Here is a 25,615-nt window from a genome sequence, read left to right on the forward strand (position 1 = left end):
TTGAAGTCACCGAAGTACTTCGTGATCGCAGCCGTCAGCGTGGTCTTGCCATGGTCAACGTGACCGATGGTGCCGATGTTGCAGTGCGGCTTGCCGCGTTCAAACTTTTCCTTTGCCATTGGATAGGCTCCTCTTTTGGACGGATGGTGGGGCGTCGCCCCACCCTACGGTGGTGGGTAGGGCGGGGTTCACCCCGCCACCCGGCTTATGCGTACTTGGCCTGGATCTCGTCCGAGATGTTCTGCGGCACCGGATCGTAGTGCGAGAACTGCATCGTGAACTGCGCGCGGCCCGAAGACATCGAACGCAGCGTGTTGATGTAGCCGAACATGTTGGCCAGCGGAACGTTGGCGTTGATCGCCACGGCGTTGCCGCGGGGCTCCTGGCCCGACACCTGACCCCGACGCGAGGTCAGGTCGCCGATGATGCCACCGGTGTATTCTTCCGGCGTGATCACTTCGACTTTCATCATCGGTTCCAGCAGCTTGGCACCCGCTTTGCGCATGCCTTCACGCATGCACATACGCGCCGCGATTTCAAAGGCCAGAACGCTGGAGTCCACGTCGTGGAACTTACCGTCGATCAGGGCAACCTTGAAGTCGATCACGGGGAAGCCCGCCAGCGGGCCGCTGTCCATGACCGAGTTGATGCCTTTTTCGACACCGGGGATGTATTCCTTCGGAACCGAACCACCGACGATGCGGGATTCGAAGGAATAGCCTTCACCGGCTTCAGTGGGCGAGATGATGAGCTTGACTTCGGCGAACTGACCCGAACCACCCGACTGTTTCTTGTGGGTGTAGGTGTGTTCGACCTCGTGAGAAATGGTCTCACGATAAGCCACCTGCGGCGCACCAATGTTGGCCTCGACCTTGAACTCGCGCTTGAGACGGTCAACCAGGATGTCCAGGTGAAGTTCGCCCATGCCCTTCATGATGGTCTGACCCGATTCCAGGTCGGTTTCCACGCGGAAGGACGGGTCTTCGGCGGCCAGACGGGCCAGACCCTGAGACATCTTTTCCTGGTCGCCCTTGGTCTTGGGCTCGACAGCGATCTCGATCACCGGATCCGGGAAGGTCATGGTTTCCAGAACCACCGGTTCCTTGGCATCACAGAGCGTGTCACCGGTGGTGGTGTCCTTCAGACCCGCCAGCGCGATGATGTCGCCCGCGAAGGCCTCTTCGATTTCCTCGCGGTTGTTCGAGTGCATCATCATCATACGACCGATGCGCTCTTTCTTGCCCTTGGTCGAGTTCAGGATCGAATCGCCCTTGTTCATCTTGCCCGAATAGATCCGGGTGAAGGTCAGCGAGCCGACAAAGGGGTCGTTCATGATCTTGAACGCCAGACCGGCGAAGGGCATGTCGTCGTCCGCGCGGCGGGCGATGTTACGCTCTTCGGTCTCGTCGTCCGGGGCAAAGCCCATGTAGTCGACCACGTCCAGCGGGCTGGGCAGATAGTCGATCACGGCGTTCAGCAGCGGCTGCACACCTTTGTTCTTGAACGCCGAACCGCCCAGCATCGGGACAAACGCCATTTCCAGCGTGCCCTTGCGCAGCAGCTTGCGGAGCGAGTCCACGTCAGGCTCTTCGCCTTCCAGGTACTTCTCCATCCACTCGTCGTCCATTTCGACGGCGGCTTCGATCATCACGCCACGCCATTCATCGGCCTGATCCTGCAGCTCGGGACGGATGTCCTCAAGCGTCCAGGACGCGCCGAGGTCGTCGCCCTTCCACAGCCATTCCTTCATCAGGACGAGGTCCAGCAGACCTTCCAGCTCGGATTCGGCGCCGATCGGGATCCCGACCGGGATGGCGCGTGCACCGGTGCGCTCTTCAACCATCTTGTGGCAGTTGAAGAAGTCAGCGCCGATCTTGTCCATCTTGTTGACGAAGACAATCCGCGGAACCTTGTAGCGGTCAGCCTGACGCCACACGGTTTCGGTCTGCGGTTCGACACCGGCGTTGGCGTCAAGAACGCAAACAGCACCGTCCAGCACGGCCAGCGAACGTTCGACTTCGATGGTGAAGTCAACGTGGCCGGGAGTGTCGATGATGTTGAAGCGGAACTTGGTGTCCGAGGTGCCGTCAGCAGTCGGCAACTCCTGGCGCTGCCAGAAGGTGGTCGTCGCAGCCGAGGTAATGGTGATGCCCCGCTCCTGCTCCTGCTCCATCCAGTCCATGGTTGCAGCACCGTCGTGCACTTCGCCGATGTTGTGCGACTTGCCGGTGTAGTAGAGGATCCGCTCCGACGTGGTGGTTTTACCAGCGTCGATATGCGCCATGATCCCGAAGTTACGGTAACGGTCGAGAGGATAATCGCGGGCCATCTGTCAGGTCCTTGAGCTTGGGTTTACCAACGGTAATGGCTGAACGCTTTGTTGGCGTCGGCCATCTTGTGGGTGTCTTCGCGCTTCTTAACGGCGGCACCACGCGACTGCACTGCGTCAAGTAGTTCGCCGGCGAGGCGTTCTTCCATGGTGTTTTCGTTACGGGCGCGCGATGCGTTGATCAGCCAGCGGATGGCCAGAGCTTCGCGGCGCTCGGGGCGCACTTCGACCGGAACCTGATAGGTGGCACCACCAACCCGGCGCGAGCGGACCTCGACGGAGGGTTTGATGTTGTCCAGCGCTTCGTGGAAGATTTCCACCGGAGCGCGCTTCACCTTGGCTTCAACGCGGTCGAGAGCGTTGTAGACGATGCGTTCGGCGGCGGATTTCTTGCCGTCGTACATCAGGTTGTTCATGAATTTTGTCAGGACGCGATCACCATACTTGGCGTCGGGCAGGACTTCGCGTTTTTCAGCAGCGTGACGACGAGACATCTATGTATCCTCTTACTTGGGACGCTTGGCGCCGTACTTCGAGCGGCGCTGCTTACGATCTTTGACGCCCTGGGTGTCCAGAACACCGCGGAGGATGTGGTAGCGCACACCGGGAAGGTCTTTCACACGACCGCCACGGATCAGCACAACCGAGTGCTCCTGGAGGTTGTGGCTCTCACCCGGGATGTAGCTGATCACCTCGTAACCGTTGGTCAGACGCACCTTCGCCACTTTACGCATAGCCGAGTTCGGCTTTTTGGGCGTGGTGGTGTAGACGCGGGTGCAAACGCCGCGCTTCTGCGGGCACTGCTCGAGGTGCTGCGACTTCGAGCGCTTGACTTTGGGCTGCCGCGGCTTGCGGATCAGCTGTTGGATCGTGGGCATTCCGGATATTTCCCCGTGCTTCTCACTAATGTGCTGCACGGGCCTTCCCGTGCGGAGGTTCATGTTCTGGCCGCTGCATGTGGATGCTGGCCGGTTCTTGTGCCGCTGGCCAAAACAGGTTGGCAAACGACGAAAAAACCGCAGCGTTTCCGTACCGAGGACAACGACGCGGTGAAGGCTCAGAGGAACGTGGCGATAGTGGCCCAGTTCATGACTACCTGGTTCTGTAAAAACGCATGCAGCAAGGCTGACGCGGATTAGCGGGGCGTATAGGGGGAGTCGCGGACCTTGTCAACAGCCCTGCGGGGTTGCCCGGCGGCGGCGGCAATGTCATGCAGAGCCAAGGGCTTCGCATATGGGAATAGAAGATGCAAGTCATCGGATTCTGCCGTTTTTCCTACCCCGCCGAGGGCGGTTTTCAGGTCGCGCATGACAGCATCCAAGACCGGATCGCCTACCTCTATGGCGAGCATCGGATGCAGGAGCGTTTGCGCCATTTTGAATGCATCTGCCTGCCCGGTTTGAAGGCGCAGTCCGACGCGGATTTCCTCTTTGCCATCCTTGTGGGCGAGGCGATGCCGGAACGCTGGCTGGAACGGCTCGCCGCCCTGATCAAGGATTTTCCGCAGGCCATCGTAATATCGCGCCCCCCTGCCCCGCACCGAAAGGTCTGTCAGGAGGTCATCAACAGCCTGCGCAATCCCGGCGAACCCTGCCTGCAATTCCGCCATGACGATGACGATGCCGTCGCGGTGGATTTCATCGCAGAGATGCGGCAGGCGGCACGGGATGTCTCGCCCCTGCTCGACAGACATCGCATGGTCGGTTTCGACTGGAACCGGGGCTATATCGGACGTCCGGATGCGGAAGGCATCTGTGCCGAATTGCAGGTCACACCTTATTGGGGCGTTGCGCAGGCGGTGGCCGTCCGCGCCGGTGTCAGGCAGACGATCATGAACTTTGCCCACAACAAGCTGAATCAGTTCATGCCGACCGTGACCTTCACCGACACGCCGATGTACCTGCGCGGCCACAACGATCACAACGACTCGCGGCAGGGAAAGCACGTCAAACAGGTCGCCCTGCCCCGGCTGGATGCCGCGGGCGAGGCTGAACTGAAAGCCCGCTTCGCCATTGATGGCGATCACATCCGCCGGGTTTTTGCATGACGGCGGGCAGATCACGCAGAGGTGCTGTCACTTTATCGCGCGCCGCCGCGCGCCATGTTGGCCGGTGACCGGGATCGGACTAGGGTTCCTTTGAACGCGGACGCCTTGCGGCGGTTCAAATTTGCGCAAAAGGAGGTTTCTCCATGACGATCCGTTCCTTATCCCGACGCGGCCTGCTGGCCACCGGCGGCGCAGCCCTTGCCACCGGCACCTCGGGTCTGATCCTGCCCGCCCGCGCGGCCGGTATTGCGCCCACCCGGTCCATGCGGGGTGGCGCCAACAACTATCGTCCGGGCGCACCCATCGTCGACAAGATCGGTGGCGGCGGCTTTTGGATGAGCGGCACCGTGCGCCGTACCGGGGACGGCGCCCCCCTTGCCGGACAGCGCATCCAGATCTGGGCGCATACCACCGAAGGCCATGAACGCGACGCACGCAGCCACGGGGCAACGCTGACCGATGCGCAGGGTAACTTCCGGCTGGAGATGCCGCAGATTGTCCCAGCCTTCGGGCAACCGCACGGGCACCTCGCCTATGACAGCGAGGATTTCAAAACCGTCTTCCTGCGGCCCGTGATGTCCAGCGCCCGAGACACCGCGCTCGAGGCGCATTTCGTGCTCGAACCTGCCTGAACCGGCCGGCCACCCGTGACGTATAGCCGTTTTCGCGGGCCGCTGACCTGGGCGGCGCTTGCCCTAGTGCTGGTTGTGCCGCTTTGGGCCGCGGCCCATAGCCCGCTGCTGGCTTGGCGTCAGCCAGTTTACATCCTCGCCGGTTTTGCCGGGATTGCCGCCTTTGGCCTCGCCTGTCTGCAACCGCTTCTGGCGGTCGGGCTGGTGCCCGATCTGCCCCTGTCGCGCAGCCGCTGGCTGCATCGCGGCCTGGGCATACTCTTGCTGGCTTCGGTTGTGCTGCATGTGGCCGGGCTTTGGCTAACCAGCCCGCCCGACGTGGTTGACGCGCTGCTCTTGCGCTCACCGACTCCGTTTTCACCCTTTGGCGTGGCCGCCATGTGGGCGCTTTTCGGTGTCGCAGGTCTGGCGGCGCTGCGGGGGCGTCTGCCTCTTCGCTATCCGCACTGGCGTTTGGCGCATACCGCGCTGGGAGTCGTCGTGCTCGTGGGAACCGTTGCACATGCGCTGTTGATCGAGGGCACCATGGAGACCGTGACAAAATACGCGCTCTGCGGGTTTGCGCTGTTTTCGGCGGGGCTTGCGCTGACAATGGTACGGAAAAGGCGGAAAGGGCCGCTCAACACCTGAAACAGGTCAGGCCCGCAAAAGGAAAAGCCCGCCCCCTCGCAGGGGCGGGCTTTCCGGTTTCTATTGGCTCCGAAGATCCGCTTATTCGCGGCTTTCCGGCGTGTCCACGATCAGCGTGTCGAACTCGTCGCCACCGACCACGTCGGACCCGCTGTCCATCATCTCTGGCGCGGCCAGCGCGGCGGCCGCTTCGGCCTCCTCGCGGCGTGCCTCGATCACGACATTGTCGCGGTCCTGCGCAATGCGGCGCACCTTCTGGGTCGCGCCACCGGTGCCCGCCGGGATCAGGCGGCCCACGATGACGTTTTCCTTCAGGCCGACCAGCTTGTCCTTCTTGCCCTGCACCGAAGCCTCGGTCAGCACACGCGTCGTCTCCTGGAAGGAGGCGGCCGAAATGAAGGACCGGGTTTGCAACGACGCCTTGGTGATGCCCAGAAGGATCGGTTCGCCCTGTGCCGGACGGCCGCCTTTTTTCTCGGCTTTCGCGTTGGCTTCGTCGAACTCGACCTTGTCGACGTGCTCACCCTTCAGCAGCGTGGTGTCACCCGAGTCGAGGATCTCCCACTTTTGCAGCATCTGGCGCACGATGACCTCGACGTGCTTGTCGTTGATCTTCACGCCCTGCAGACGATAGACGTCCTGCACCTCGTCGATCATGTAGTTGGCAAGGGCCTCGATCCCCATGATCGACAGGATGTCGTGCGGGGCCGGGTTGCCGTCCATGATGTAGTCACCCTTCTGGACAAAGTCGCCTTCGACCACCGGGATGTGCTTGCCCTTCGGAATCATGTATTCCTTGGGCTCGAGGTTTTCGTCCGTCGGCTCGATCGTGATACGGCGCTTGTTCTTGTAGTCCTTCCCAAAGCGCACGTAGCCGTCGATCTCGGCGATGATGGCGTGGTCCTTCGGACGACGTGCCTCGAAGAGTTCGGCAACACGCGGCAGACCACCGGTGATGTCCTTCGTCTTCGCACCTTCGCGCGGGATACGCGCCACGACGTCACCGGCCTTGACCTCCTGCCCGTCTTCACAGGACAGGATGGCGTCCACCGACATCGGGTAGGTGATCGGGTTGCCCTGGTCGTTGCGCACCGGCTCGCCGTCGGCATCCATCAGGATGATCTCGGGCTTGAGCTCGTTGCCCTTGGGCGCGGCCCGCCAGTCGATCACGATCTTCTGGGTCATGCCGGTGGCATCGTCGGTCTCGTCGCGTACGGCAATACCGGTCACAAGGTCCACATGCTTGGCCACACCGTCCTTCTCGGCGATGATCGGCAGAGTGTAGGGATCCCATTCGAACAGCTTGTCGCCGCGCTTGACGTCCTGCCCTTCGGCCACGAAGAGCTTGGAGCCATAGCCCATCTTGTGCGACGCGATTTCCTCGCCCTGATCGCTCATGATCAGAACCTGCATATTGCGGTTCATCACGATCTGTTCACCTGCCGCGTTGGTGATCAACCCGGGGTTGGCGAAAGCGATCTTGCCGTTCTGGCTGGCTTCGAGGAAGGACCGCGACGAACCCTGCGCAACGCCGCCCATGTGGAAGGTCCGCATGGTCAGCTGCGTGCCGGGTTCACCGATCGACTGCGCCGCGATGATGCCGACCGCTTCGCCGGTGTTCACCTTGGTGCCGCGCGCCAGGTCACGACCGTAACAGGTCGCACAGACGCCCTCTTCGGCCTCACAGGTCAGCGGCGAACGGATGCGCGCCGTGGCCAGGCCGGACTCTTCGACGGTGTCGGCCATGCGCTCGTCGATCAACTCGCCCTCGCGGACCATGATCTCGCCGGTTTCCGGGTGCACCAGATCCTCGGCCGCGGTCCGGCCCAGGATACGCTCACCCAGCGAAGAGACGACCTCACCATCGTTGACGGCCGCTTCCGCAGTGATCGCGCGGTCGGTGCCGCAGTCATCCATGCGGATGATGCAGTCCTGCGCCACGTCCACCAGACGGCGCGTCAGGTATCCCGAGTTCGCCGTTTTCAGAGCGGTATCCGACAGACCCTTACGGGCGCCGTGAGTGGAGTTGAAGTACTCCAGAACGGTCAGGCCTTCCTTGAAGTTCGAGATGATCGGCGTTTCGATGATGTCGCCGTTCGGCTTTGCCATCAGGCCGCGCATCGCGCCCAGCTGTTTCATCTGCGTGACCGAGCCACGGGCCTTGGAGTGGGCCATCATGTAGACCGAGTTCGGCTCCATCTCGGCGCCGTTCTCGTCCTCGCGCCGGGCGGAGATGGTGTTCATCATCGCCTCGGTGACCTTGTCGTTACACTTCGACCAGGCATCGACGACCTTGTTGTACTTTTCGCCCTGGGTAATCAGGCCGTCCATGTACTGTTGTTCAAAGTCCTTCACCTGTTCGCGCGTTTCGTCGACCAGCGTCCACTTGTTGTCCGGGATGACCATGTCATCCTTGCCGAACGAGATACCGGCCTTGAAAGCTTCGACAAAGCCAAGGCGCATGATCTGGTCACAGAAGATGACCGACTCTTTCTGACCGCAGTAACGGTAGACGGTGTCGATGACGGTCTGCACGTCGCCCTTGCGCAGCAGGCGGTTCACCAGCTCGAAAGGCGCCTTGGCGTTCAGCGGCAGCAGGCCACCGATCCGCACCCGACCGGGCGTGGTTTCGAAACGCTGCCAGACTTCGTTGCCTTCCTCGTCGATCTGCTTGACGCGGCACTGGATCTTGGCGTGCAGATGCACCTCGCCCGAGTCCAGCGCGTGCTGAACTTCTTCCGGCGAGGAGAAGATCATGCCTTCGCCCTTCATGCCGTCGCGGGCGATGGTCACGTAGTAGAGACCAAGGATCATGTCCTGCGAGGGAACAATGATCGGCGCGCCGTTGGCGGGCGACAGGACGTTGTTGGTCGACATCATCAGAACGCGCGCTTCCAGCTGCGCTTCCAGCGACAGCGGGACGTGCACGGCCATCTGGTCGCCGTCGAAGTCGGCGTTGAAGGCCGAGCAGACCAGCGGGTGCAGCTGGATCGCCTTGCCCTCGATCAGCGTGGGTTCGAACGCCTGGATGCCCAGACGGTGCAAAGTGGGCGCGCGGTTTAGAAGAACCGGGTGCTCACGAATGACCTCGTCGAGGATGTCCCAGACCTCGGGACGCTCTTTTTCCACCAGTTTCTTGGCTTGCTTGACCGTCGAAGACAGGCCTTTCGCCTCAAGCCGCGAGTAGATGAACGGCTTGAACAACTCCAGCGCCATCTTCTTGGGCAGGCCGCACTGGTGCAGCTTCAGTTCGGGGCCGGTCACGATGACCGAACGGCCCGAGAAGTCGACGCGCTTGCCCAGAAGGTTCTGACGGAAACGGCCCTGCTTGCCTTTCAGCATGTCGGACAGCGACTTCAGCGGGCGCTTGTTGGCACCGGTGATGACGCGGCCACGGCGGCCGTTGTCGAACAGGGCGTCGACGGATTCCTGCAACATCCGCTTTTCGTTGCGGACGATGATGTCAGGCGCGCGCAGTTCGATCAGCCGCTTGAGGCGGTTGTTCCGGTTGATAACGCGGCGGTACAGATCGTTCAGGTCCGAAGTCGCAAAGCGGCCACCATCCAGCGGCACCAGCGGGCGCAGTTCCGGCGGAATCACCGGCACGACGGTCAGGATCATCCACTCGGGGCGGTTGCCCGACTCGAGGAAGGATTCCACGACCTTCAGGCGCTTGATGATCTTCTTGGGCTTCAGTTCGCCGGTCGCTTCCTTGAGGTCCGCGCGCAGGTTCTCTGCTTCGGCCTCGAGGTCGATTGCGGCCAGCATTTCACGGATCGCCTCGGCGCCGATGTTGGCGGTGAAGGCATCCATGCCGTACTGATCCTGGGCATCGAGGAACTCTTCCTCGGTCATCATCTGACCGTAGGTGAGATCCGTCAGACCCGGTTCGATCACGACGTAGTTTTCAAAGTACAGCACGCGTTCCAGATCGCGCAGCGTCATGTCCAGCATCAGGCCGATGCGCGAGGGCAGCGACTTGAGGAACCAGATATGAGCGCAGGGCGCGGCCAGTTCGATGTGGCCCATGCGTTCGCGGCGCACCTTTTGCAGCGTGACTTCAACGCCGCATTTTTCGCAGACGACGCCGCGATACTTCATGCGCTTGTACTTGCCGCAGAGGCATTCGTAATCCTTGATCGGGCCAAAGATACGCGCACAGAAAAGGCCGTCACGCTCGGGCTTGAACGTGCGGTAGTTGATGGTTTCCGGCTTCTTGATCTCACCGAAGGACCACGAGAGGATCCGTTCCGGCGACGCCAGCGACACCTTGATCTCGTCAAAGACCTTGGGCGGGGTCAGCGGGTTGAACGGGTTGTTGGTCAGTTCCTGGTTCATGTGTTCCTCACAAATTCAGAGGGAAGCGGGTGGGAGGGGGCGCCGCAGCGCCCCGCTGAACACGTGGGTGACAGGCGTCACTCCGCGTCTTCCTCCTCCGCATCCAGGAGTTCCATGTTGAGGCCCAGACCGCGGACCTCCTTGACGAGAACGTTGAACGATTCCGGTACGCCGGCCTCGAAGTTGTCCTCGCCCTTGACGATCGACTCGTAGACCTTGGTCCGGCCCGCCACGTCGTCCGACTTCACCGTCAGCATCTCCTGCAGGGTGTAGGCGGCGCCGTAAGCTTCCAGAGCCCAGACCTCCATCTCCCCAAAGCGCTGACCGCCGAACTGTGCCTTACCACCCAGCGGCTGCTGCGTGACGAGCGAGTACGGCCCCGTCGAACGGGCGTGGATCTTGTCGTCAACCAGGTGGTGCAGTTTCAGCAGGTATTTCACACCCACCGTCACCTTGCGGCTGAACTGCTCACCCGTCCGGCCATCAAAGAGATCGGACTGGCCGCTCTCGTCGAAACCGGCGCGCTTGAGCGCGTCCACAACATCGGCCTCCTTGGCCCCGTCGAAGACAGGCGTCGCGATCGGGACACCACGGGTCACGTTGCCCGCCGCTTCGATCAGGTCCTCTTCGCCCATGGGCGCAAGGCCTTCATCATAGACCTCGTCGCCATAGGCGATCCGCAGCGCTTCACGCACCGGGGTCAGGTCACCCGACCGGCGGTACTCTTGCAGCGCCTCGTCCACCTCGATGCCCAGACCGCGCGCGGCCCAGCCCATGTGGGTTTCAAGGATCTGACCGACGTTCATCCGCGAAGGAACGCCCAGCGGGTTGAGGCAGAAGTCGACCGGCGTCCCGTCCGCGAGGAACGGCATGTCCTCTTGCGGCACCACGCGCGATACGACACCTTTGTTGCCGTGACGGCCGGCCATCTTGTCGCCCGGCTGAAGCTTGCGCTTCACGGCGATGAAGACCTTGACCATCTTCATCACGCCCGGGGGCAGATCGTCCCCACGACGGACCTTTTCGACCTTATCCTCGAAACGGGCATCCAGCGCGCGCTTCTGCACTTCGTACTGTTCGTGCAGGGCTTCGACGTGCTTGGCGTCCTCTTCCTCGGCGAGGGCAAGCTGCCACCACTGACCACGGGTCAGCGAGGCCAGCAGATCCTCGTTGATTTCCGAGTTGGACTTGACGCCTTTCGGACCTTTCACCGCGGTCTTGCCCAGGATCATGTCCTTGAGACGGGCATAGATGTTGCGGTCGAGGATCGCGAGTTCGTCGTCCCGGTCACGGGCCAGTGCCTCGATCTCTTCCCGCTCGATCTGGAGGGCACGTTCGTCCTTTTCCACACCGTGACGGTTGAAGACGCGGACCTCGACAACAGTGCCATAGTCGCCCGGCTTCACCCGCAGAGAGGTGTCGCGCACGTCGGAAGCCTTTTCACCAAAGATGGCGCGGAGGAGTTTCTCTTCCGGCGTCATCGGGCTTTCGCCCTTCGGAGTGATCTTGCCGACAAGGATGTCGCCCGGTTCCACGTCCGCACCGATGTAGACGATGCCAGCCTCGTCGAGGTTGCGCAGCGCTTCTTCACCGACGTTCGGAATGTCGCGGGTGATCTCTTCCGGCCCAAGCTTGGTGTCACGCGCCGCCACTTCGAATTCCTCGATGTGGACAGAGGTGAACACGTCGTCCTTGGCGATCCGCTCCGAGATCAGGATCGAGTCTTCGTAGTTGTAGCCGTTCCACGGCATGAAGGCGACGATGACGTTTTTGCCAAGCGCCAGTTCCCCCATGTCGGTCGACGGACCATCCGCGATGACCTCGTTCTTGCCCACGGTCTGACCCACCTTCACCAGAGGCTTCTGGTTGATACAGGTGTTCTGGTTCGACCGCTGGAACTTGCGCATCCGGTAGATGTCGACCCCCGGGTCACCGGGTTCCAGATCCTCCGTCGCGCGCACAACGATACGCATTGCGTCGACCTGGTCGATGATCCCGCCGCGCTTGGCCAGAACGGCCGCGCCGGAGTCACGCGCCACGACTTCCTCGATGCCGGTGCCGACCAGAGGCGCCTCGGCGCGCAGGGTCGGAACCGCCTGACGTTGCATGTTCGATCCCATAAGGGCGCGGTTGGCGTCGTCGTTTTCGAGGAACGGAATCAGCGATGCGGCAACCGACACCAGCTGTTTCGGCGAGACGTCGATCAGGTCAACGTTTTCCGAAGGCGACAGGGTGTAGTCACCGGATTTCCGGGTCGACACCAGATCGTTCTTGAACCGGCCATCCTCGTCCAGCTGGGCGTTGGCCTGCGCCACGGTGTGACGCATTTCTTCGGTCGCGGACATGTAGTGCACTTCGTCAGTGACGACGCGGTCCTTGACCACCCGGTAGGGTGTTTCGATGAAGCCGTATTTGTTCACGCGGGCAAAGGTGGCCAGCGAGTTGATCAGGCCGATGTTCGGACCTTCCGGCGTTTCAATCGGGCACATCCGGCCATAGTGGGTCGGGTGAACGTCGCGCACCTCAAAGCCGGCACGCTCACGGGTCAGACCGCCCGGTCCAAGCGCCGAGAGACGGCGCTTGTGCGTCACTTCGGACAGCGGGTTGGTCTGGTCCATGAACTGCGACAGCTGCGAGGAGCCGAAGAATTCGCGCACCGCTGCGGCCGCCGGTTTGGCGTTGATCAGGTCCTGCGGCATCACCGTGTCGATTTCGACCGAGGACATGCGTTCCTTGATGGCACGCTCCATCCGCAGCAGACCGACGCGATACTGGTTTTCCATCAGTTCGCCGACCGAACGCACGCGACGGTTGCCGAGGTGGTCGATGTCGTCGATGTCGCCCTTGCCATCGCGCAGGTCGACCAGTGCCTTGATGCACTTGACGATATCGTCACGGTCCAGCGTGCGCTGGGTGTCGGGCTTGTCCAGTGCAAGGCGCATGTTCATTTTGACCCGGCCAACGGCGGACAGGTCGTAACGCTCACTGTCGAAGAACAGCGTGTCGAACAGGGCCGATGCGGCTTCGACGGTCGGCGGCTCACCCGGACGCATCACGCGATAGATGTCCATCAGCGCGGTGTTGCGGTCCATGTTCTTGTCCTGCGCCATGGTGTTGCGCATGTACGGACCGACATTGACGTTGTCGATGTCCAGAACCGGGATCTCGGTAATGCCCGCGTCCAGCAGTTCTTTCAGGGTGCCGCCGGTCACTTCGCCGTCTTTGTCGACGGTCCAGGTCAGCTCATCGCCGGCCTCGACATAGATCGCGCCGGTGTCTTCGTTGATGATGTCCTTGGACACGAACTTGCCGACAATATGCTCGAACGGCACCAGCAAGTTCTGCACCTTGCCTTCGTCGATCAGCTTCTTGACCGCGCGCGGGGTGACTTTCTTGCCGGCTTCGGCAATCACTTCACCGCTGTCGGCGTCAACAAGGTCAAAGGTCGGACGGGTGCCGCGCACACGCTCGGGGAAGAACTTGGTCGCCCAGCCCTCGCCACGGCGATACTCGAAGTTCACCGTTTCGTAATAGGCATCCATGATGCTTTCCTGGTCCAGGCCCAGGGCATACAGAAGCGTCGTCACCGGCAGTTTGCGGCGACGGTCGATACGGGCGAACACGATGTCCTTGGCGTCGAACTCGAAGTCCAGCCAGGAACCGCGGTACGGAATGATCCGGCAGGCAAACAGCAGCTTGCCCGAGGAATGCGTCTTGCCCTTGTCGTGATCAAAGAACACGCCCGGCGAACGGTGCATCTGGGAAACGATGACGCGCTCGGTGCCGTTGACGATGAACGTGCCGTTCGGGGTCATCAGGGGCATATCGCCCATGAAGACGTCTTGTTCCTTGATATCCTTGACGGATTTGGCGCCAGTGTCCTCATCCACATCAAAGACGATCAGGCGCAGCGTGACCTTCAGCGGGGCGCTGTAGGTCATGTCACGCTGCATGCATTCTTCGACGTCGTACTTCGGCTTTTCCAGCTCGTAGTTGACGAATTCCAGAACGGCTGTTTCGTTGAAATCCTTGATCGGGAAAACCGACTGGAAGACACCCTTGATGCCTTCACCATCCATCGGCTGCGGATGGTCGCCGCTTTCGAGGAACAGCTTGTAGCTGGATTTCTGAACCTCGATGAGGTTCGGCATTTCAAGGACTTCGCGGATTTTGCCGTAATAGCGACGAAGGCGTTTCTGACCGAGGAAACTTTGCGCCATGAGTGGAGCCACCCTTTCCGTGTTCTCTGCCCGCGCGCGGCGCTGTCGGGGGCCACAGCGGCGCTTGCGTCAGTGATGACAGACAAACAGATCCATTCTCGGCCCGCGTCCCACCGCGCACCACTCGATCCGGTATGCCCTGCCTTGGAAAACCCCCGCGTTCCGGGGGCTTGCCAAGACTGGTACTGTCAGGAACTTTTCGTCAGAACCCGCCTCTGGTAGCGTTTCTGCCGGTATCACGCTGCTAATTCGAAGGCGGACCAGGCAAGATGGGGGCGATGCACTGACATTTCAATAGAGCGTGCCGACACCTCGCAATCCGAAAGAACACGAAGCGGATTCGAATCGCTCGAACCCGCCGGAGACTTTCGAATATTCTGTTAAGCACGCGAACGCAAGTCCCGCCATCGGGATTTGCGATTTCGACACCGGGAGAGAATGGCAAAACTTGCGCAGATCGTCAAGTTACGATGGCCAACCCCCGGCCGATCAGCGGCTTTTCCGCCGCACACATATCACCAACGAAAAACGCCTCTGGGTTTCCCCAGAGGCGTTCGCAAGCGCGTAGGAGGCCAGGCCTCCCGCGATCACTTGAGCTCGACTTCGGCGCCTGCCTCTTCGAGCTTCTTCTTGATTTCCTCGGCTTCGTCCTTGGAAACGCCTTCCTTGACAGCCTTGCCGCCGGCTTCGACCAGCTCTTTGGCTTCTTTCAGGCCCAGGCCGGTGATGCCGCGGACTTCTTTGATGACGTTGATTTTCTTGTCGCCAGCCGACTTGAGGATCACGTCGAATTCGGTCTTTTCTTCCTCAGCCGCTGCTTCGCCGCCGGCTGCCGGGCCCGCCATCATGACAGCGCCGCCTGCTGCGGGCTCGATGCCGTACTCGTCCTTGAGGATGGTTTTCAGTTCCTGAGCTTCCAGGAGGGTCAGGCCAACGATTTGTTCGGCCAGTGCTTTGAGATCAGCCATTTTGAGACTCTTTCCGTTTGTAAGATGTGTTCCAACGCCGGGGTTTTCACCCCACGCAGATCAGTCCGGTTTGCCTTACGCCGCTTCCTGCTTTTCCTCGATGGTCGACAGGATGGAGGCGATGTTGGATGCAGGTGCGCCAATTGCACCGGCGATGTTCGAAGCGGGTGCGCCGATGCAGCCGACGATCGAAGCAATGAGCTCCTCGCGCGACGGCATTTTCGACACGGCCTCGACACCGGCCCGGTCAAGCGCCGTTCCACCCATTGCGCCGCCAAGAATTTCAAACTTCTTGTTGTCCTTGGCGAAGTCTTCGACAACCTTGGCCGCAGCCACCGGGTCCTCGGAGAAGGTAAGAACGGTCATGCCGTCCAGCAGCGATGCGATACCTTCGCACTGCGTGCCTTCGACGGCGATCTTGGCGAGCCTGTTCTTGGCGACGCGAACCACGGCGTCCCCGTTACGGGCACGACCGCGCAGGTCCGTCATCTCGGCAACCGTGAGACCTTCGTAGCGGGCAACCACCACGACGCCAGAGCTTTCGAAGATCTGGCCGAGTTCCTCGACCACCTTTTCTTTCTGGGCTCTATCCACAGTTTCACTCCAGTTGTTGGAGGGCGGACCCTCCGGCTCTTTCCGGCAGGAAGTCCTGCCATTGAAGTCCGAATGAGGGTCGACGCATCCTGTGGGGCACGCACCAAGGTGCGGCCTGAAAAGATGTCTCTTCCCGTCTCAGGCAGGAATTACAGGCCTTGGCCAACCCACCGTCTCGGACGAAACGCAAACGGATTACGACGAATCGCGCCCCGCGTTGCAGAGCCTCCCTTTACCACCATCACCACGGATGCCAAGGGTGATTTTCAATCCTTCCGGACGACCACGTCAGTTTTCCGCCAACCGCGCCCGAAAGGCGTGCGAAAACGTCCGGGCATCCGCGATGCCGTACATCTCGCGGATCAGGGGCGAGATCAAGGCCGCGTCCTGCGCCGCCTCAAAGCTTTGACCATTGGCAAGGAAGCCCTCCCGGTAAAGGAACTCATCCGCGTAACCGGTCAGATACCACGCCTTGTCGAAGGGCACTGCATCGGGGGCGATCTTGTTCACCGTCCGGGCAAGAACATTGGTGCAGTTCGAAAACAGCGTGTTGTACCAGCGCGGCGCAACCTGAATCTCGGCAGTTTCCTCGATCATCGCGCGAAGCACCGCCTTTTGCTGTGTCAGCGGGATCGACAGCGGATACAGGAACAACCGATCGTCCGCGAGAAACTCGCTGTTGCCATACATGTCACGCTCGGTCGTCCAGACGAACATGTACTCGAAGATCGGCAGGATCGCCGCCTTCGGCGCGCTGTAAGCCTCGCCCACCTCGCGCCGGGCTTCGATCGAGGCAACAAAGGCCTCACCGTTTTCAAAGGCGAATACCAACATGGTATGGGCGATGGCCTCATGCCCCCCAAAGGGTTCGACGAGGAAATAGGCCTGCGTCAGAGACTCGGGCACAATGTCCCGGGTGATCCAGTCCTTGCGCGTGACGGTCCCATCCTCGGCATAGTCCCAGTCACGAATGTTTTCGATGCGAAACCCTTCCGCCGTGCGCACCACCGTCGGCAGGCGGCTATAGTCCTCGCGCCAATCCCTGTCATGGGACGGCGGGGTGAGGTGCCAGTTGAGATAAAGGCCGCCCACAAGGACAATCGGTAAAAGCATAAGAAAACGTTTCATGCGGCAGGTCTAGCCGATCCGAAACAGCTCAGGAAGACGAGGCCCGCAATATCTGGCTCCCGCTCCCCGCTGCCCGTTCCGCCATTTGCCGACCAAGGACGGACATCAGGTCGCGTTTCGAAACCGGTTTGCTCAGCACCTCATCCATTCCGGCATCGCGATAGCTATTAATCTGGTGGCTGAGAACATTTGCCGTGACGGCGATGATGCTGATCGGTTGCAATGCGCCGTCCCGCTCAATCTCGCGGATTTTCCGCGTGGCGCCGACCCCGTCCAGTACCGGCATCTGCACATCCATAAGGATGATGTCGAACCGGGATTCTTGGAACAGGCGCAGCGCGTCCTCGCCGGTTTCGGCGAACTGGACCTCGGCCTTTGTCCGCTTGAGGAACCTGTCAAGGATCAGCCGGTTGGTCGCGTTGTCATCCGCCACAAGGATGCGGACACCCTGAAGATCCAGAACCGCCGTCGGTTCTGTCCGGATCTGACGCGCCTCGTCTGCGCTGGCGGGCCGCAGAGGCAGATCGACGAAAAAGGTGGCACCATGGCCCGGCCGGCTGACCACGGCAAGGTTGCCGCCCATGGCCTCACACAGTTGCCGGGAAATTGTCAGGCCCAGACCGCTGCCGCCATGCTGACGTGTCACGCTGGCGTCAGCCTGAAGAAACGGCTCAAAAATGCGGGCCTGCGCCTCGCGGTCGATCCCCGGTCCGCTGTCCTGCACGGCAATCACAAGGCGGCTGCCCTCCAGATCGGGACGAACCCGCACCATGACACCCCCTTGGGCGGTGAATTTCACCGCGTTGGCGATGAGATTGTGCAGTACCTGTCGAATCCGGAACTCATCCCCCATCAGGACCGGCGGCAGGTTGTCCTGAATGTCCAGCGTCAGATACAGATCCTTTTCCCGCGCGCGCGCTCCGTAAAGCGCGCAAGCTGCCTCGACCAGGTTGCGCAGGGCAAAAGGTCTTTCCTCGACTGCCATCTGCCCCGCCTCGATCCGGGACAGATCAAGGACGTCATTGATGGTGCCCAGAAGAACCGTACCCGATTGTTCGATGATCCGCAGGCAATGAGTCTGATCCTCCGTCAAAGCGGTTTCCGACAGTTCCGAGGCCATGCCCAGGATACCGTTCAGCGGCGTGCGGATCTCATGGCTCACATTGGCCAGAAAACGGGTCTTGGCCGCATTCGCCTCTGCCGCCTCATGGCGCAACGCTGCCTCTTTCTTTTGCCCGCGATTGGCAAAATAGACCTCTGTCATCACATAAAGCAGCAGCAAAGCAATAAGGACAAAGGCACCAACCTTGACGCCGGCATTCTGCCAGCCCCCCGGCTGGCCAATATCAAAACGGTCCACCGGGTTTTGTGTGCCAAAGGTCATGGACCAGACGCGCCGCGAGTCGATAACCGTTTCGGACAGATCGGCCCCCAGCGCCGCCAACTGGATGTCGTCCGGCGCGACCTCTCCAAACATCATCGGATCATGCGTTTTCAGCAAGTCCCGGTAGTTCTGAAGAACCGAGGAAAATACCGTCCCCAACAGGACGGTTTCGCGGTCGGCGGCATCGACCCTGCTCCACAGAATGTCAAAACGCAGGCGAACCTCATCCAGTGACACGTGATTGGCCGCATAGGCCTCGATCGCGGCAAGCATCCGCTGGCTTTCGAAATGCAGTTCGCTCATCGACCAGAGAGCAGCGGTCACCTTGTGAACGGTGCTGGCGCGATCCTTGACATGCGATTGTTCGACAGCAAACAGGATCGTTGCCAAGGCGACGGCGGCGCAAAGCGCAAAAATGGCGCGCAGGGCGCGCGCGTGCTCGAACAAACGCCGCCACATGGCCACGGCCTCAGCGCTGGACCCGGATCCGGTTCAGCTGCCAGATCATGCGGGCACCGTGAACATCTTCGAAGTCATCCGGGGTTGCAGCCGGATAGACAATCCAGATCGGCCCGCGATTTCGGGTCCGCATCGGGCGTCCGTCGTGGTCAACCGCCAAAAGAACGTCATGCGCCCAGGCATCTGCGACGGGAATGTCGATCGTGTAGTCGTTCAGGGCCGTTGCCAGCAGGGTTCCATCCTCGACCCCAAGCGCCTTGAGCAGCGAGGCCAGCGTTGGGCCGGCAAATGTCTGCGGCCCCTCGGTAAAGGGCGTATGAGTCACGATCTCGACCCAGTCGAGCGTCTGAAGCAACGCGCGGTCGAATTCGGCCCGGTCACCGGAATTGGTCACGACGATATCGCCACTGACCGTCAGGATCGGAGAGGATTGGGGGGCATCCAACGCATGGGCCGACGCCCCAGCGAAGAAAATGAACAGTGAAAGGCAAAAGGAAAACAGCCGGTGCATGACAAACCTCCATCGGAGTGACCACAGGTACTTCGACGGTCCTAACGCACGCACATTAATGAGGTGTTTGCAGGGCATCAAAAAAGGCGGACACAGGGCCCGCCTTCCATCATCTCTGCCAGTCGGCTCAGTTGCCGGTGGCGTTCACGATGTCGACCGTGACGCCCGGACCCATGGTCGAGCTAAGCGCGATCTTTTTCATGTAGGTGCCCTTGGCACCCGACGGCTTGGCCGCGCTCACGGCACCAACGAAGGCACGGATGTTTTCGACCAGCTTCGCTTCGTCGAAGGACACTTTGCCGACACCTGCGTGCACAACACCAGCCTTCTCGGCCTTGAACTGAACCTGACCGCCCTTGGCGTCCTTGACAGCCTGCGCCACGTCCATGGTCACAGTGCCGACCTTCGGGTTCGGCATCAGGTTCCGCGGACCGAGGATTTTACCCAGACGGCCAACGATCGGCATCATGTCCGGGGTCGCAATGCAGCGATCGAACTCGATGGTGCCGCCCTGAATGGTTTCCATCAGGTCCTCGGCGCCGACGATGTCCGCACCAGCTTCTTTCGCTTCGTCCGCCTTGGGGCCACGTGCGAAAACCGCCACGCGAGTGGTTTTGCCGGTGCCGTTGGGCAGGCCCACAACGCCGCGAACCATCTGGTCAGCGTGACGCGGGTCAACACCCAGGTTCATGGCGATCTCGACGGTCTCGTCGAACTTCGTGTTCGAGTTCGACTTGATCAGGGCCACGGCTTCTTCGACAGAGAGTTCTTCTTTGCCGGCGAAGGCTTCGCGCGCTGCGCGGGTACGTTTTCCAAGCTTTGCCATGACGATTACCCTTTCACCTCGATGCCCATCGACCGGGCCGAGCCCAGGATGATCTGCATTGCTGCCTCGACATCATTGGCCGAGAGGTCTTTCATCTTGGCTTCGGCGATTTCACGCACCTGGGCCACGGTCACCGTTGCAACGGTTTCCCGGCCGGGCTTTTCAGCGCCGCGCGGACGGTTCCGCTTGCCCACCGGCTTCAGACCGGCGGCTTTTTTCAGATAGTAAGACGCGGGCGGCGTCTTGATGTTCATGGTGAAGGATTTGTCCTGGTAGTAGGTGATCTCCGTCGGGCACGGAGCGCCAGGTTCCATATCCTGCGTCTTGGCGTTGAACGCCTTGCAGAATTCCATGATGTTGATGCCGCGCTGACCCAGGGCAGGACCCACGGGCGGCGAGGGGTTGGCTTTACCTGCAGGGATCTGCAGCTTCATCTTGCCGGCGAGCTTCTTGGCCACAGGCGTTCTCCTTTTCCATCTCCCTCCGACGCGTCGAAGGGCGTTTTGTGGCGTGGTCAGGTCCGGATCTCGCGAGATCCTCGCCTCCCACGGTACACACCCCACCCGAGTCGCCCCGGAATGGCATGAGCGCGCCCTTTAGCCCGGCAGGGCGTGAATGGCAAGCAATTCCGGTTCAGATCCAGATGATCTCGGCCACGCCTGCCAGACGCGCCAGCCGGACAAGTTCAGCGTCCAGACGCGCCATGCGACCCGACCCGGCCCGCACACCCGGCTCCCACCAGAGGTTCTGCACGATCAGGCGGTCATTGGCGCGCTCCGCCTTGGCCTCGATACGACCGACGAGGCGATCCGCCTCCAGCAGAGGATAAACGTAATAGCCCCATTTCCGCTGCTCGGCAGGCACGAACATCTCGACCGTATAATCAAAGCCAAACAGGCGGCGAACGCGGTTCCGATCCCGGATCGCCGGATCGAAGGGGTTCAGGATCCTCAGCCGCGAGGTCGGCAATGGAGTTGCGGCCAGACGTTCCTCGATGTCGGCAGCCGCGACACCTTTTGTCCAACGCCCATCAGCGCCCTCGATCTGGACGGGCACCAAAGAGCCCGCATCGCGCTCTGCCCAGGCTTCAACTTCGGCAACCTCTGCGGCCTCCCAGAATTTGCGGATTTCGCCTAGCGTTCCAAACCCAAGGCGCGTCAGCGCCGCACGGCACAAGCCGTCGACCTGCATCTCATCCGGCAGAACCTCGCAGCGCAGGTCTTCGGGAAAGACACGCTCCGCCAGATCGTAATACTTGATGACCCCGTCGCGGTGACAGGTGGCCAGCTCGCCGGAGTACCAGAGATAGTCCAACGCCTTCTTGTGTGGCGGCCGTTGCCACATGGCTCGCTCACCTTCGATCTGCGTGTCGAAATCGCGGGTGCACAGGGCACCCTCGTCCCGGATGCGCCCCATGATCTCGTCCATCAGACTGTCATCGCCACGCCCCACGTACCACGACCAGCGTTCAGCCTTGCGCCGCATCCGGTCGAATTGCCGCCGCCAAAGTGGCAGCATCTCCATCGGCAAGACCGAGGCGTCATGGGTGAAATGCTCGAACAGCTTGCGCCCGCGCAACAGCCGGTCAAGATCCGGTTCACGATAGCCCTGGTTGCGGCTCCAGAGGATATGGTGATGGGCGCGGCTGATGACCTGAATCGTATCCAGCTGGACAAAGCCAAGGTCACGGATGACGCCAAGCGTGTCGCGCCCGCCAACCGGCGGCTCAGCCAGCCCGTGCGAGCCCAGCCACAAACGCCGCGCATCGGCGTTCTTGATCCGCAAGGCCGTCATGCCCCCTCCTTTCAACCTATTCCCGCCCAATGGATGGGCGAGGCCCGGCCGGAACACAAGGCATCCCCAAAAAGCACAAGAGGCGCACGTTTCCGTACGCCTCTTTCATTATGCGCCGTCGGACAAGACCGATGCTGGCGTATCTTACTGTTTGGTCACCTGGGTGAACTCCAGCTCCACCGGAGTTTCGCGACCAAAGATCGACACCGAAACGCGCAGGCGCTGGTTGTCGTCGTCCACACCTTCCACCATGCCGTCGAAACCTTCGAACGGACCGTCGTTGACCTTGACCTTTTCGCCCACTTCGAAGTGAATCATCAGCTTGGGCGCGTCTTCGGCCTCTTGCGCGCGGCCAAGGATCGCCTCGACCTCGGCATCCCGCATCGGCATCGGGCGGCCCTGTGGCCCAAGAAACCCGGTGACGCGGTTGATCGAGTTGACCAAGTGATAGCCCTGGTCGGACATCTCCATGTGAACCAGAACGTAACCCGGCATGAAGCGACGCTCTGTCGTCACTTTCTTGCCGCGACGCACCTCGATCACCTCTTCGGTCGGCACCAGAACCTCGTCGATCTGGTCCTCAAGCCCCTGCTCTTCGACCGCTGTCCGGATCTGTTCGGCAATCTTCTTCTCGAAGTTCGAGAGAACGCTGACCGAGTACCACCGCTTTGCCATGTGTTACCTTCGATTGCTGAAGCCCCGCACGGGCATGCCCAAAAACAAAAGGGGCGCGCAACCCACGTGCGCGCCAACCTTATCGGCGGTCATTATCTGCCTTTGCCCTGCATTGCAAGCGGTTCTCCCCGCCGCAAGCCGGGATCAGCCGTTGCCGATCATCGACAGCAGGCCTTGAAGCCCTGAACGAATCCCCAGATCGACCAGCGCGAAAAAGATCGCCGTCAGTGTCGCCATGATAAAGACCATGATCGTGGTCAGGAAAACCTCGCGCCGGGTCGGCCAGACGATCTTGGACACTTCGGCCCGGACCTGCTGGATGAACTGAAGCGGATTGGTGGTTGCCATGCTGCCTATTCCCGGTCGTAACGGAGGTTTTCCCGGAAATACGCGCAAGGAACCGCAAATACAAGGCCCGCGCAGGCATTGGCGCAAATGCCCCGTTGATCACGCCCGCGTGACCGGCATCGTGGAATCCGTGATGGAACGCCCGCGATCAGACGGCGTTACGCGCCCACGTTGCCAGTCAGCACGCAAAGTCGCGTCGGAAAAGGAAAATTTCGGTGGGAACGGGATCGGGAGCAGTCCGTTGATTTGCCAGAGCCGCCGGGGACACATCGCCCCGGCAAAAAACAAGTCGAAAGAAGGAGCATACCAATGACCCGCTTTCTTACTGCCACCGCCCTCGCAACCGTCGTCGCCACCGGTGCCGTCGCGCAATCGCAAGTTGACGTTTCGACCATCGAAAAGTTTCTGCCCCGCGTGAAGGCGGAAACCCTGACCGAACTTCAGGTGACCCAGCTGGTGGCAATTGCCCATGGCAGCGAATCCGCCTCGGACAAGAAATTGCAGATGCGTGCGCTTGTGACTGATGCCAACCTCGAACCGCTTGACCCGCTGGTCATCAACGTTTCGCAGGAACTGACGGAATACGAACGCACCCAGATCGAACGCTACGCGCCGGAACTGGACGTGGACACTCTGACCGAATCCGAGATCCAGAGCCTGCAAATCGCCATCAACAACGGCGACAATTCTGACATCGATACGGTCGTGCGCCGCATCATGGCCAACTGATCCGGCCCGAGACAGGTTCAAAGAGGGGCTGCCATATGGCGGCCCCTTTTTTCATGCGCATACCACAGATCTCACGCCCCTCCCTAATGGAGGCGGCTGTCCGCATTTGTCGTGTCTGAAGATTTGGCAGGGGCAGCAGGGTTCGAACCCGCGACCTACGGTTTTGGAGACCGTCGCTCTACCAGCTGAGCTATACCCCTTCAGGCCGTGCTGTGGCCTACGCCAACGGGAAAGCGAAATCAAGAGGCCAAGGCACGGGTTTTCGCACCCAAACGCATGTTTCCTCGTTCACCCCCAATTTCCCGGGCGTCCGGGGCAATTCCGCACAGACCGAAGACTGTGACACCCGCATGAAGATCACATCAACTTCATGTGAAGAAAATAATTTCACCCTCTCAATCGAGCAAATTCACCGGCGCCCGCGCGGGCCGTCAGCGGTCTATGGCCTTCAAAACCTGACCCGCACCAATGCTCTGCATTTTTGCACAACTCCCTGTCTAGCCGCATGAATTTCAATGACAAATCGGCGTGATCGCGCGCGATAAACTCGTGAGTTTAAATCCGCCGAAGATTACCCCAAATGCCCTGTTGTCGGACGGACAGCCCGGCACCTCCTCCCAGGCGGCGCTGCCGTCACACCACATTAAACGGAAAGACCAAGACAATGAAAAACCTCATCGCATCCACCCTCGTCGCAACCGCAGCCCTGACCGGCGCAGCCTATGCCGCGACCACCCCGTCGCTGGACAACGAAGCACGCTACATCGTTCCCGGCGCTGACTTCTCGAACCTGACCGCTTCGGAAATCCGCGCGATCAACAGTGCCATCCACGGTTCGGGCACCGCGTCCGAAAAGCAGGCCTACATCCGCGCTCTGCTGAACTGATCACTCTCAACTGACTGACGGTTCGACCGTCACACCTGAAATCAAAGGATCAAGACAATGAAAAACCTCATCGCATCCACCCTCGTCGCAACCGCAGCCCTGACCGGCGCAGCCTATGCCGCGACCACCCCGTCGCTGGACAACGAAGCACGCTACATCGTTCCCGGCGCTGACTTCTCGAACCTGACCGCTTCGGAAATCCGCGCGATCAACAGTGCCATCCACGGTTCGGGCACCGCGTCCGAAAAGCAGGCCTACATCCGCGCACTCCTGAACTAATGATCCAGGACACTTCGGTCCCGCCACACGCCTCACTCCCAGGCGCACGGCGGGGCCGGATATGCTTAAGGGCGTCTCCCAAAGGGAGGCGCCCTTAATCGTTTTCGGAGCGCTTCCAATCCAATTTCAAGAACCGCATTACACCTGTTCCCGACATGCACACCACCTCTGCAATTGCGCGCAGAAACCTGTCTATCCACATGAATTTCAACAGCAAATCTATGTGAGTAAGCGCGATCATTCGTGAATTTATATCCGAAAATCACCCCCCAAATTGAATGGTGTCGGACGGACAGCCCGGCACCTCCTCCCAGGCGGCGCTGCCGTCACACCACATTAAACGGAAAGACCAAGACAATGAAAAACCTCATCGCATCCACCCTCGTCGCAACCGCAGCCCTGACCGGCGCAGCCTTTGCCGCGACCACCCCGTCGCTGGACAGCGAAGCACGCTACATCGTTCCCGGCGCTGACTTCTCGGACCTGACCGCTTCGGAAATCCGCGCGATCAACAGCGCCATCCACGGTTCGGGCACCGCGTCCGAAAAGCAGGCCTACATCCGCGCACTCCTGAACTAATGATCCAGGACACTTCGGTCCCGCCACACGCCTCACTCCCAGGCGCACGGCGGGGCCGGATATGCTTAAGGGCGTCTCCCAAAGGGAGGCGCCCTTAGTTTTTTTGGCAACCTACCGCCGCCGGGCGGGACCCGGAAATACGAACGGGCGCCTCCGATTGGTGGCGCCCTTCGTGTTTGTCGGTGCCGAAGGCGGGGGGAACCCGTCTTACTTCAGGATCTTCGAGACAACGCCCGAACCCACGGTCCGGCCACCTTCA

23 protein-coding genes and 1 tRNA gene are annotated in these 25,615 nt (G+C 60.9%); 7 read left to right on the forward strand and 17 right to left on the reverse strand.

Annotation, left to right across the window (positions count from 1 at the left end; translation table 11 throughout):
* The 4 genes from KJP30_RS24465 to rpsL all read right to left on the reverse strand — a co-directional run.
* On the reverse strand, nt 1-119 hold a 119-nt coding region (locus KJP30_RS24465; protein ID WP_246594748.1), incomplete at its 3' end, for a GTP-binding protein.
* 86 nt (nt 120-205) lie between these two features.
* Nucleotides 206-2,329 (reverse strand): elongation factor G, encoded by a 2,124-nt coding sequence (gene fusA / locus KJP30_RS24470; protein WP_218452177.1) that lies wholly within the window; start codon nt 2,327-2,329, stop codon nt 206-208.
* 23 nt (nt 2,330-2,352) lie between these two features.
* Nucleotides 2,353-2,823 (reverse strand): 30S ribosomal protein S7, encoded by a 471-nt coding sequence (gene rpsG / locus KJP30_RS24475; RefSeq protein ID WP_218452178.1) that lies wholly within the window; start codon nt 2,821-2,823, stop codon nt 2,353-2,355.
* 12 nt (nt 2,824-2,835) lie between these two features.
* Nucleotides 2,836-3,207, reverse strand: a complete 372-nt coding sequence (gene rpsL, locus KJP30_RS24480) for a 30S ribosomal protein S12 (protein WP_005862801.1) — start codon at nt 3,205-3,207, stop codon at nt 2,836-2,838.
* A gap of 368 nt (nt 3,208-3,575) precedes the next feature.
* Here rpsL and KJP30_RS24485 point away from each other — a divergent pair, with 368 nt between their 5' ends.
* The 3 genes from KJP30_RS24485 to KJP30_RS24495 all read left to right on the forward strand — a co-directional run bounded on the left by KJP30_RS24485 (nt 3,576) and on the right by KJP30_RS24495 (nt 5,638).
* A complete protein-coding gene (locus tag KJP30_RS24485; protein ID WP_218452179.1) occupies nt 3,576-4,376 on the forward strand; it encodes a glycosyltransferase in 801 nt (266 codons plus the stop codon).
* Between the two features lie 143 nt (nt 4,377-4,519).
* The gene (locus KJP30_RS24490; RefSeq protein WP_218452180.1) at nt 4,520-5,008 is read left to right on the forward strand and encodes a peptidase associated/transthyretin-like domain-containing protein; all 489 of its coding nucleotides are present in this window, start codon (nt 4,520-4,522) and stop codon (nt 5,006-5,008) included.
* 15 nt (nt 5,009-5,023) lie between these two features.
* Nucleotides 5,024-5,638 (forward strand): ferric reductase-like transmembrane domain-containing protein, encoded by a 615-nt coding sequence (locus KJP30_RS24495; protein ID WP_343222817.1) that lies wholly within the window; start codon nt 5,024-5,026, stop codon nt 5,636-5,638.
* A gap of 81 nt (nt 5,639-5,719) precedes the next feature.
* Here KJP30_RS24495 and rpoC read toward each other — a convergent pair whose 3' ends face one another.
* The 12 genes from rpoC to secE all read right to left on the reverse strand — a co-directional run bounded on the left by rpoC (nt 5,720) and on the right by secE (nt 22,883).
* Entirely contained in the window at nt 5,720-9,976 is a 4,257-nt protein-coding gene (rpoC, locus tag KJP30_RS24500; protein WP_218452181.1) for a DNA-directed RNA polymerase subunit beta', read from the reverse strand.
* Between the two features lie 77 nt (nt 9,977-10,053).
* Complete coding sequence (rpoB, locus tag KJP30_RS24505; protein ID WP_218452182.1) at nt 10,054-14,196, reverse strand: DNA-directed RNA polymerase subunit beta; 4,143 nt, start codon at nt 14,194-14,196, stop codon at nt 10,054-10,056.
* Between the two features lie 587 nt (nt 14,197-14,783).
* The gene (gene rplL, locus KJP30_RS24510) at nt 14,784-15,164 is read right to left on the reverse strand and encodes a 50S ribosomal protein L7/L12 (protein WP_218452183.1); all 381 of its coding nucleotides are present in this window, start codon (nt 15,162-15,164) and stop codon (nt 14,784-14,786) included.
* A 75-nt stretch (nt 15,165-15,239) separates the two neighbouring features.
* Nucleotides 15,240-15,758 (reverse strand): 50S ribosomal protein L10, encoded by a 519-nt coding sequence (gene rplJ / locus KJP30_RS24515; protein WP_218452184.1) that lies wholly within the window; start codon nt 15,756-15,758, stop codon nt 15,240-15,242.
* A 288-nt stretch (nt 15,759-16,046) separates the two neighbouring features.
* The gene (locus KJP30_RS24520; RefSeq protein WP_218452185.1) at nt 16,047-16,886 is read right to left on the reverse strand and encodes a lipoprotein N-acyltransferase Lnb domain-containing protein; all 840 of its coding nucleotides are present in this window, start codon (nt 16,884-16,886) and stop codon (nt 16,047-16,049) included.
* Nucleotides 16,887-16,914: 28 nt separating this feature from the next.
* Nucleotides 16,915-18,729: an ATP-binding protein gene (locus KJP30_RS24525; RefSeq protein ID WP_218452186.1), complete on the reverse strand. Its 1,815-nt coding sequence runs from the start codon at nt 18,727-18,729 to the stop codon at nt 16,915-16,917.
* A gap of 10 nt (nt 18,730-18,739) precedes the next feature.
* Nucleotides 18,740-19,240: a putative pterin-binding protein gene (locus tag KJP30_RS24530; RefSeq protein ID WP_218452187.1), complete on the reverse strand. Its 501-nt coding sequence runs from the start codon at nt 19,238-19,240 to the stop codon at nt 18,740-18,742.
* A gap of 127 nt (nt 19,241-19,367) precedes the next feature.
* Nucleotides 19,368-20,066: a 50S ribosomal protein L1 gene (gene rplA, locus KJP30_RS24535; RefSeq protein WP_218452188.1), complete on the reverse strand. Its 699-nt coding sequence runs from the start codon at nt 20,064-20,066 to the stop codon at nt 19,368-19,370.
* 5 nt (nt 20,067-20,071) lie between these two features.
* Entirely contained in the window at nt 20,072-20,524 is a 453-nt protein-coding gene (gene rplK / locus KJP30_RS24540; protein WP_218452189.1) for a 50S ribosomal protein L11, read from the reverse strand.
* Between the two features lie 175 nt (nt 20,525-20,699).
* Complete coding sequence (locus KJP30_RS24545; protein WP_218452190.1) at nt 20,700-21,860, reverse strand: winged helix-turn-helix domain-containing protein; 1,161 nt, start codon at nt 21,858-21,860, stop codon at nt 20,700-20,702.
* Between the two features lie 144 nt (nt 21,861-22,004).
* A complete protein-coding gene (gene nusG / locus KJP30_RS24550; protein WP_218452191.1) occupies nt 22,005-22,535 on the reverse strand; it encodes a transcription termination/antitermination protein NusG in 531 nt (176 codons plus the stop codon).
* A 144-nt stretch (nt 22,536-22,679) separates the two neighbouring features.
* Nucleotides 22,680-22,883 (reverse strand): preprotein translocase subunit SecE, encoded by a 204-nt coding sequence (secE, locus tag KJP30_RS24555; protein ID WP_218452192.1) that lies wholly within the window; start codon nt 22,881-22,883, stop codon nt 22,680-22,682.
* Between the two features lie 309 nt (nt 22,884-23,192).
* On the opposite strand from secE, the gene KJP30_RS24560 reads away from it, so the two are divergent.
* Complete coding sequence (locus tag KJP30_RS24560) at nt 23,193-23,612, forward strand: hypothetical protein (protein ID WP_218452193.1); 420 nt, start codon at nt 23,193-23,195, stop codon at nt 23,610-23,612.
* Nucleotides 23,613-23,736: 124 nt separating this feature from the next.
* Here the strand turns inward: KJP30_RS24560 and KJP30_RS24565 are convergent.
* Nucleotides 23,737-23,812, reverse strand: a tRNA-Trp gene (locus KJP30_RS24565).
* A gap of 464 nt (nt 23,813-24,276) precedes the next feature.
* On the opposite strand from KJP30_RS24565, the gene KJP30_RS24570 reads away from it, so the two are divergent.
* The 3 genes from KJP30_RS24570 (at nt 24,277) to KJP30_RS24580 (ending at nt 25,356) form a co-directional block, all read left to right on the forward strand.
* Entirely contained in the window at nt 24,277-24,498 is a 222-nt protein-coding gene (locus KJP30_RS24570; protein WP_218452194.1) for a hypothetical protein, read from the forward strand.
* 57 nt (nt 24,499-24,555) lie between these two features.
* A complete protein-coding gene (locus KJP30_RS24575; RefSeq protein WP_218452194.1) occupies nt 24,556-24,777 on the forward strand; it encodes a hypothetical protein in 222 nt (73 codons plus the stop codon).
* A gap of 357 nt (nt 24,778-25,134) precedes the next feature.
* Nucleotides 25,135-25,356, forward strand: a complete 222-nt coding sequence (locus KJP30_RS24580; RefSeq protein ID WP_218452195.1) for a hypothetical protein — start codon at nt 25,135-25,137, stop codon at nt 25,354-25,356.
* The last annotated feature ends 259 nt before the right edge of the window (nt 25,357-25,615 follow it).

The sequence above is a fragment of the Antarctobacter sediminis genome (assembly GCF_019218285.1).
GTDB lineage: Bacteria > Pseudomonadota > Alphaproteobacteria > Rhodobacterales > Rhodobacteraceae > Antarctobacter > Antarctobacter sediminis.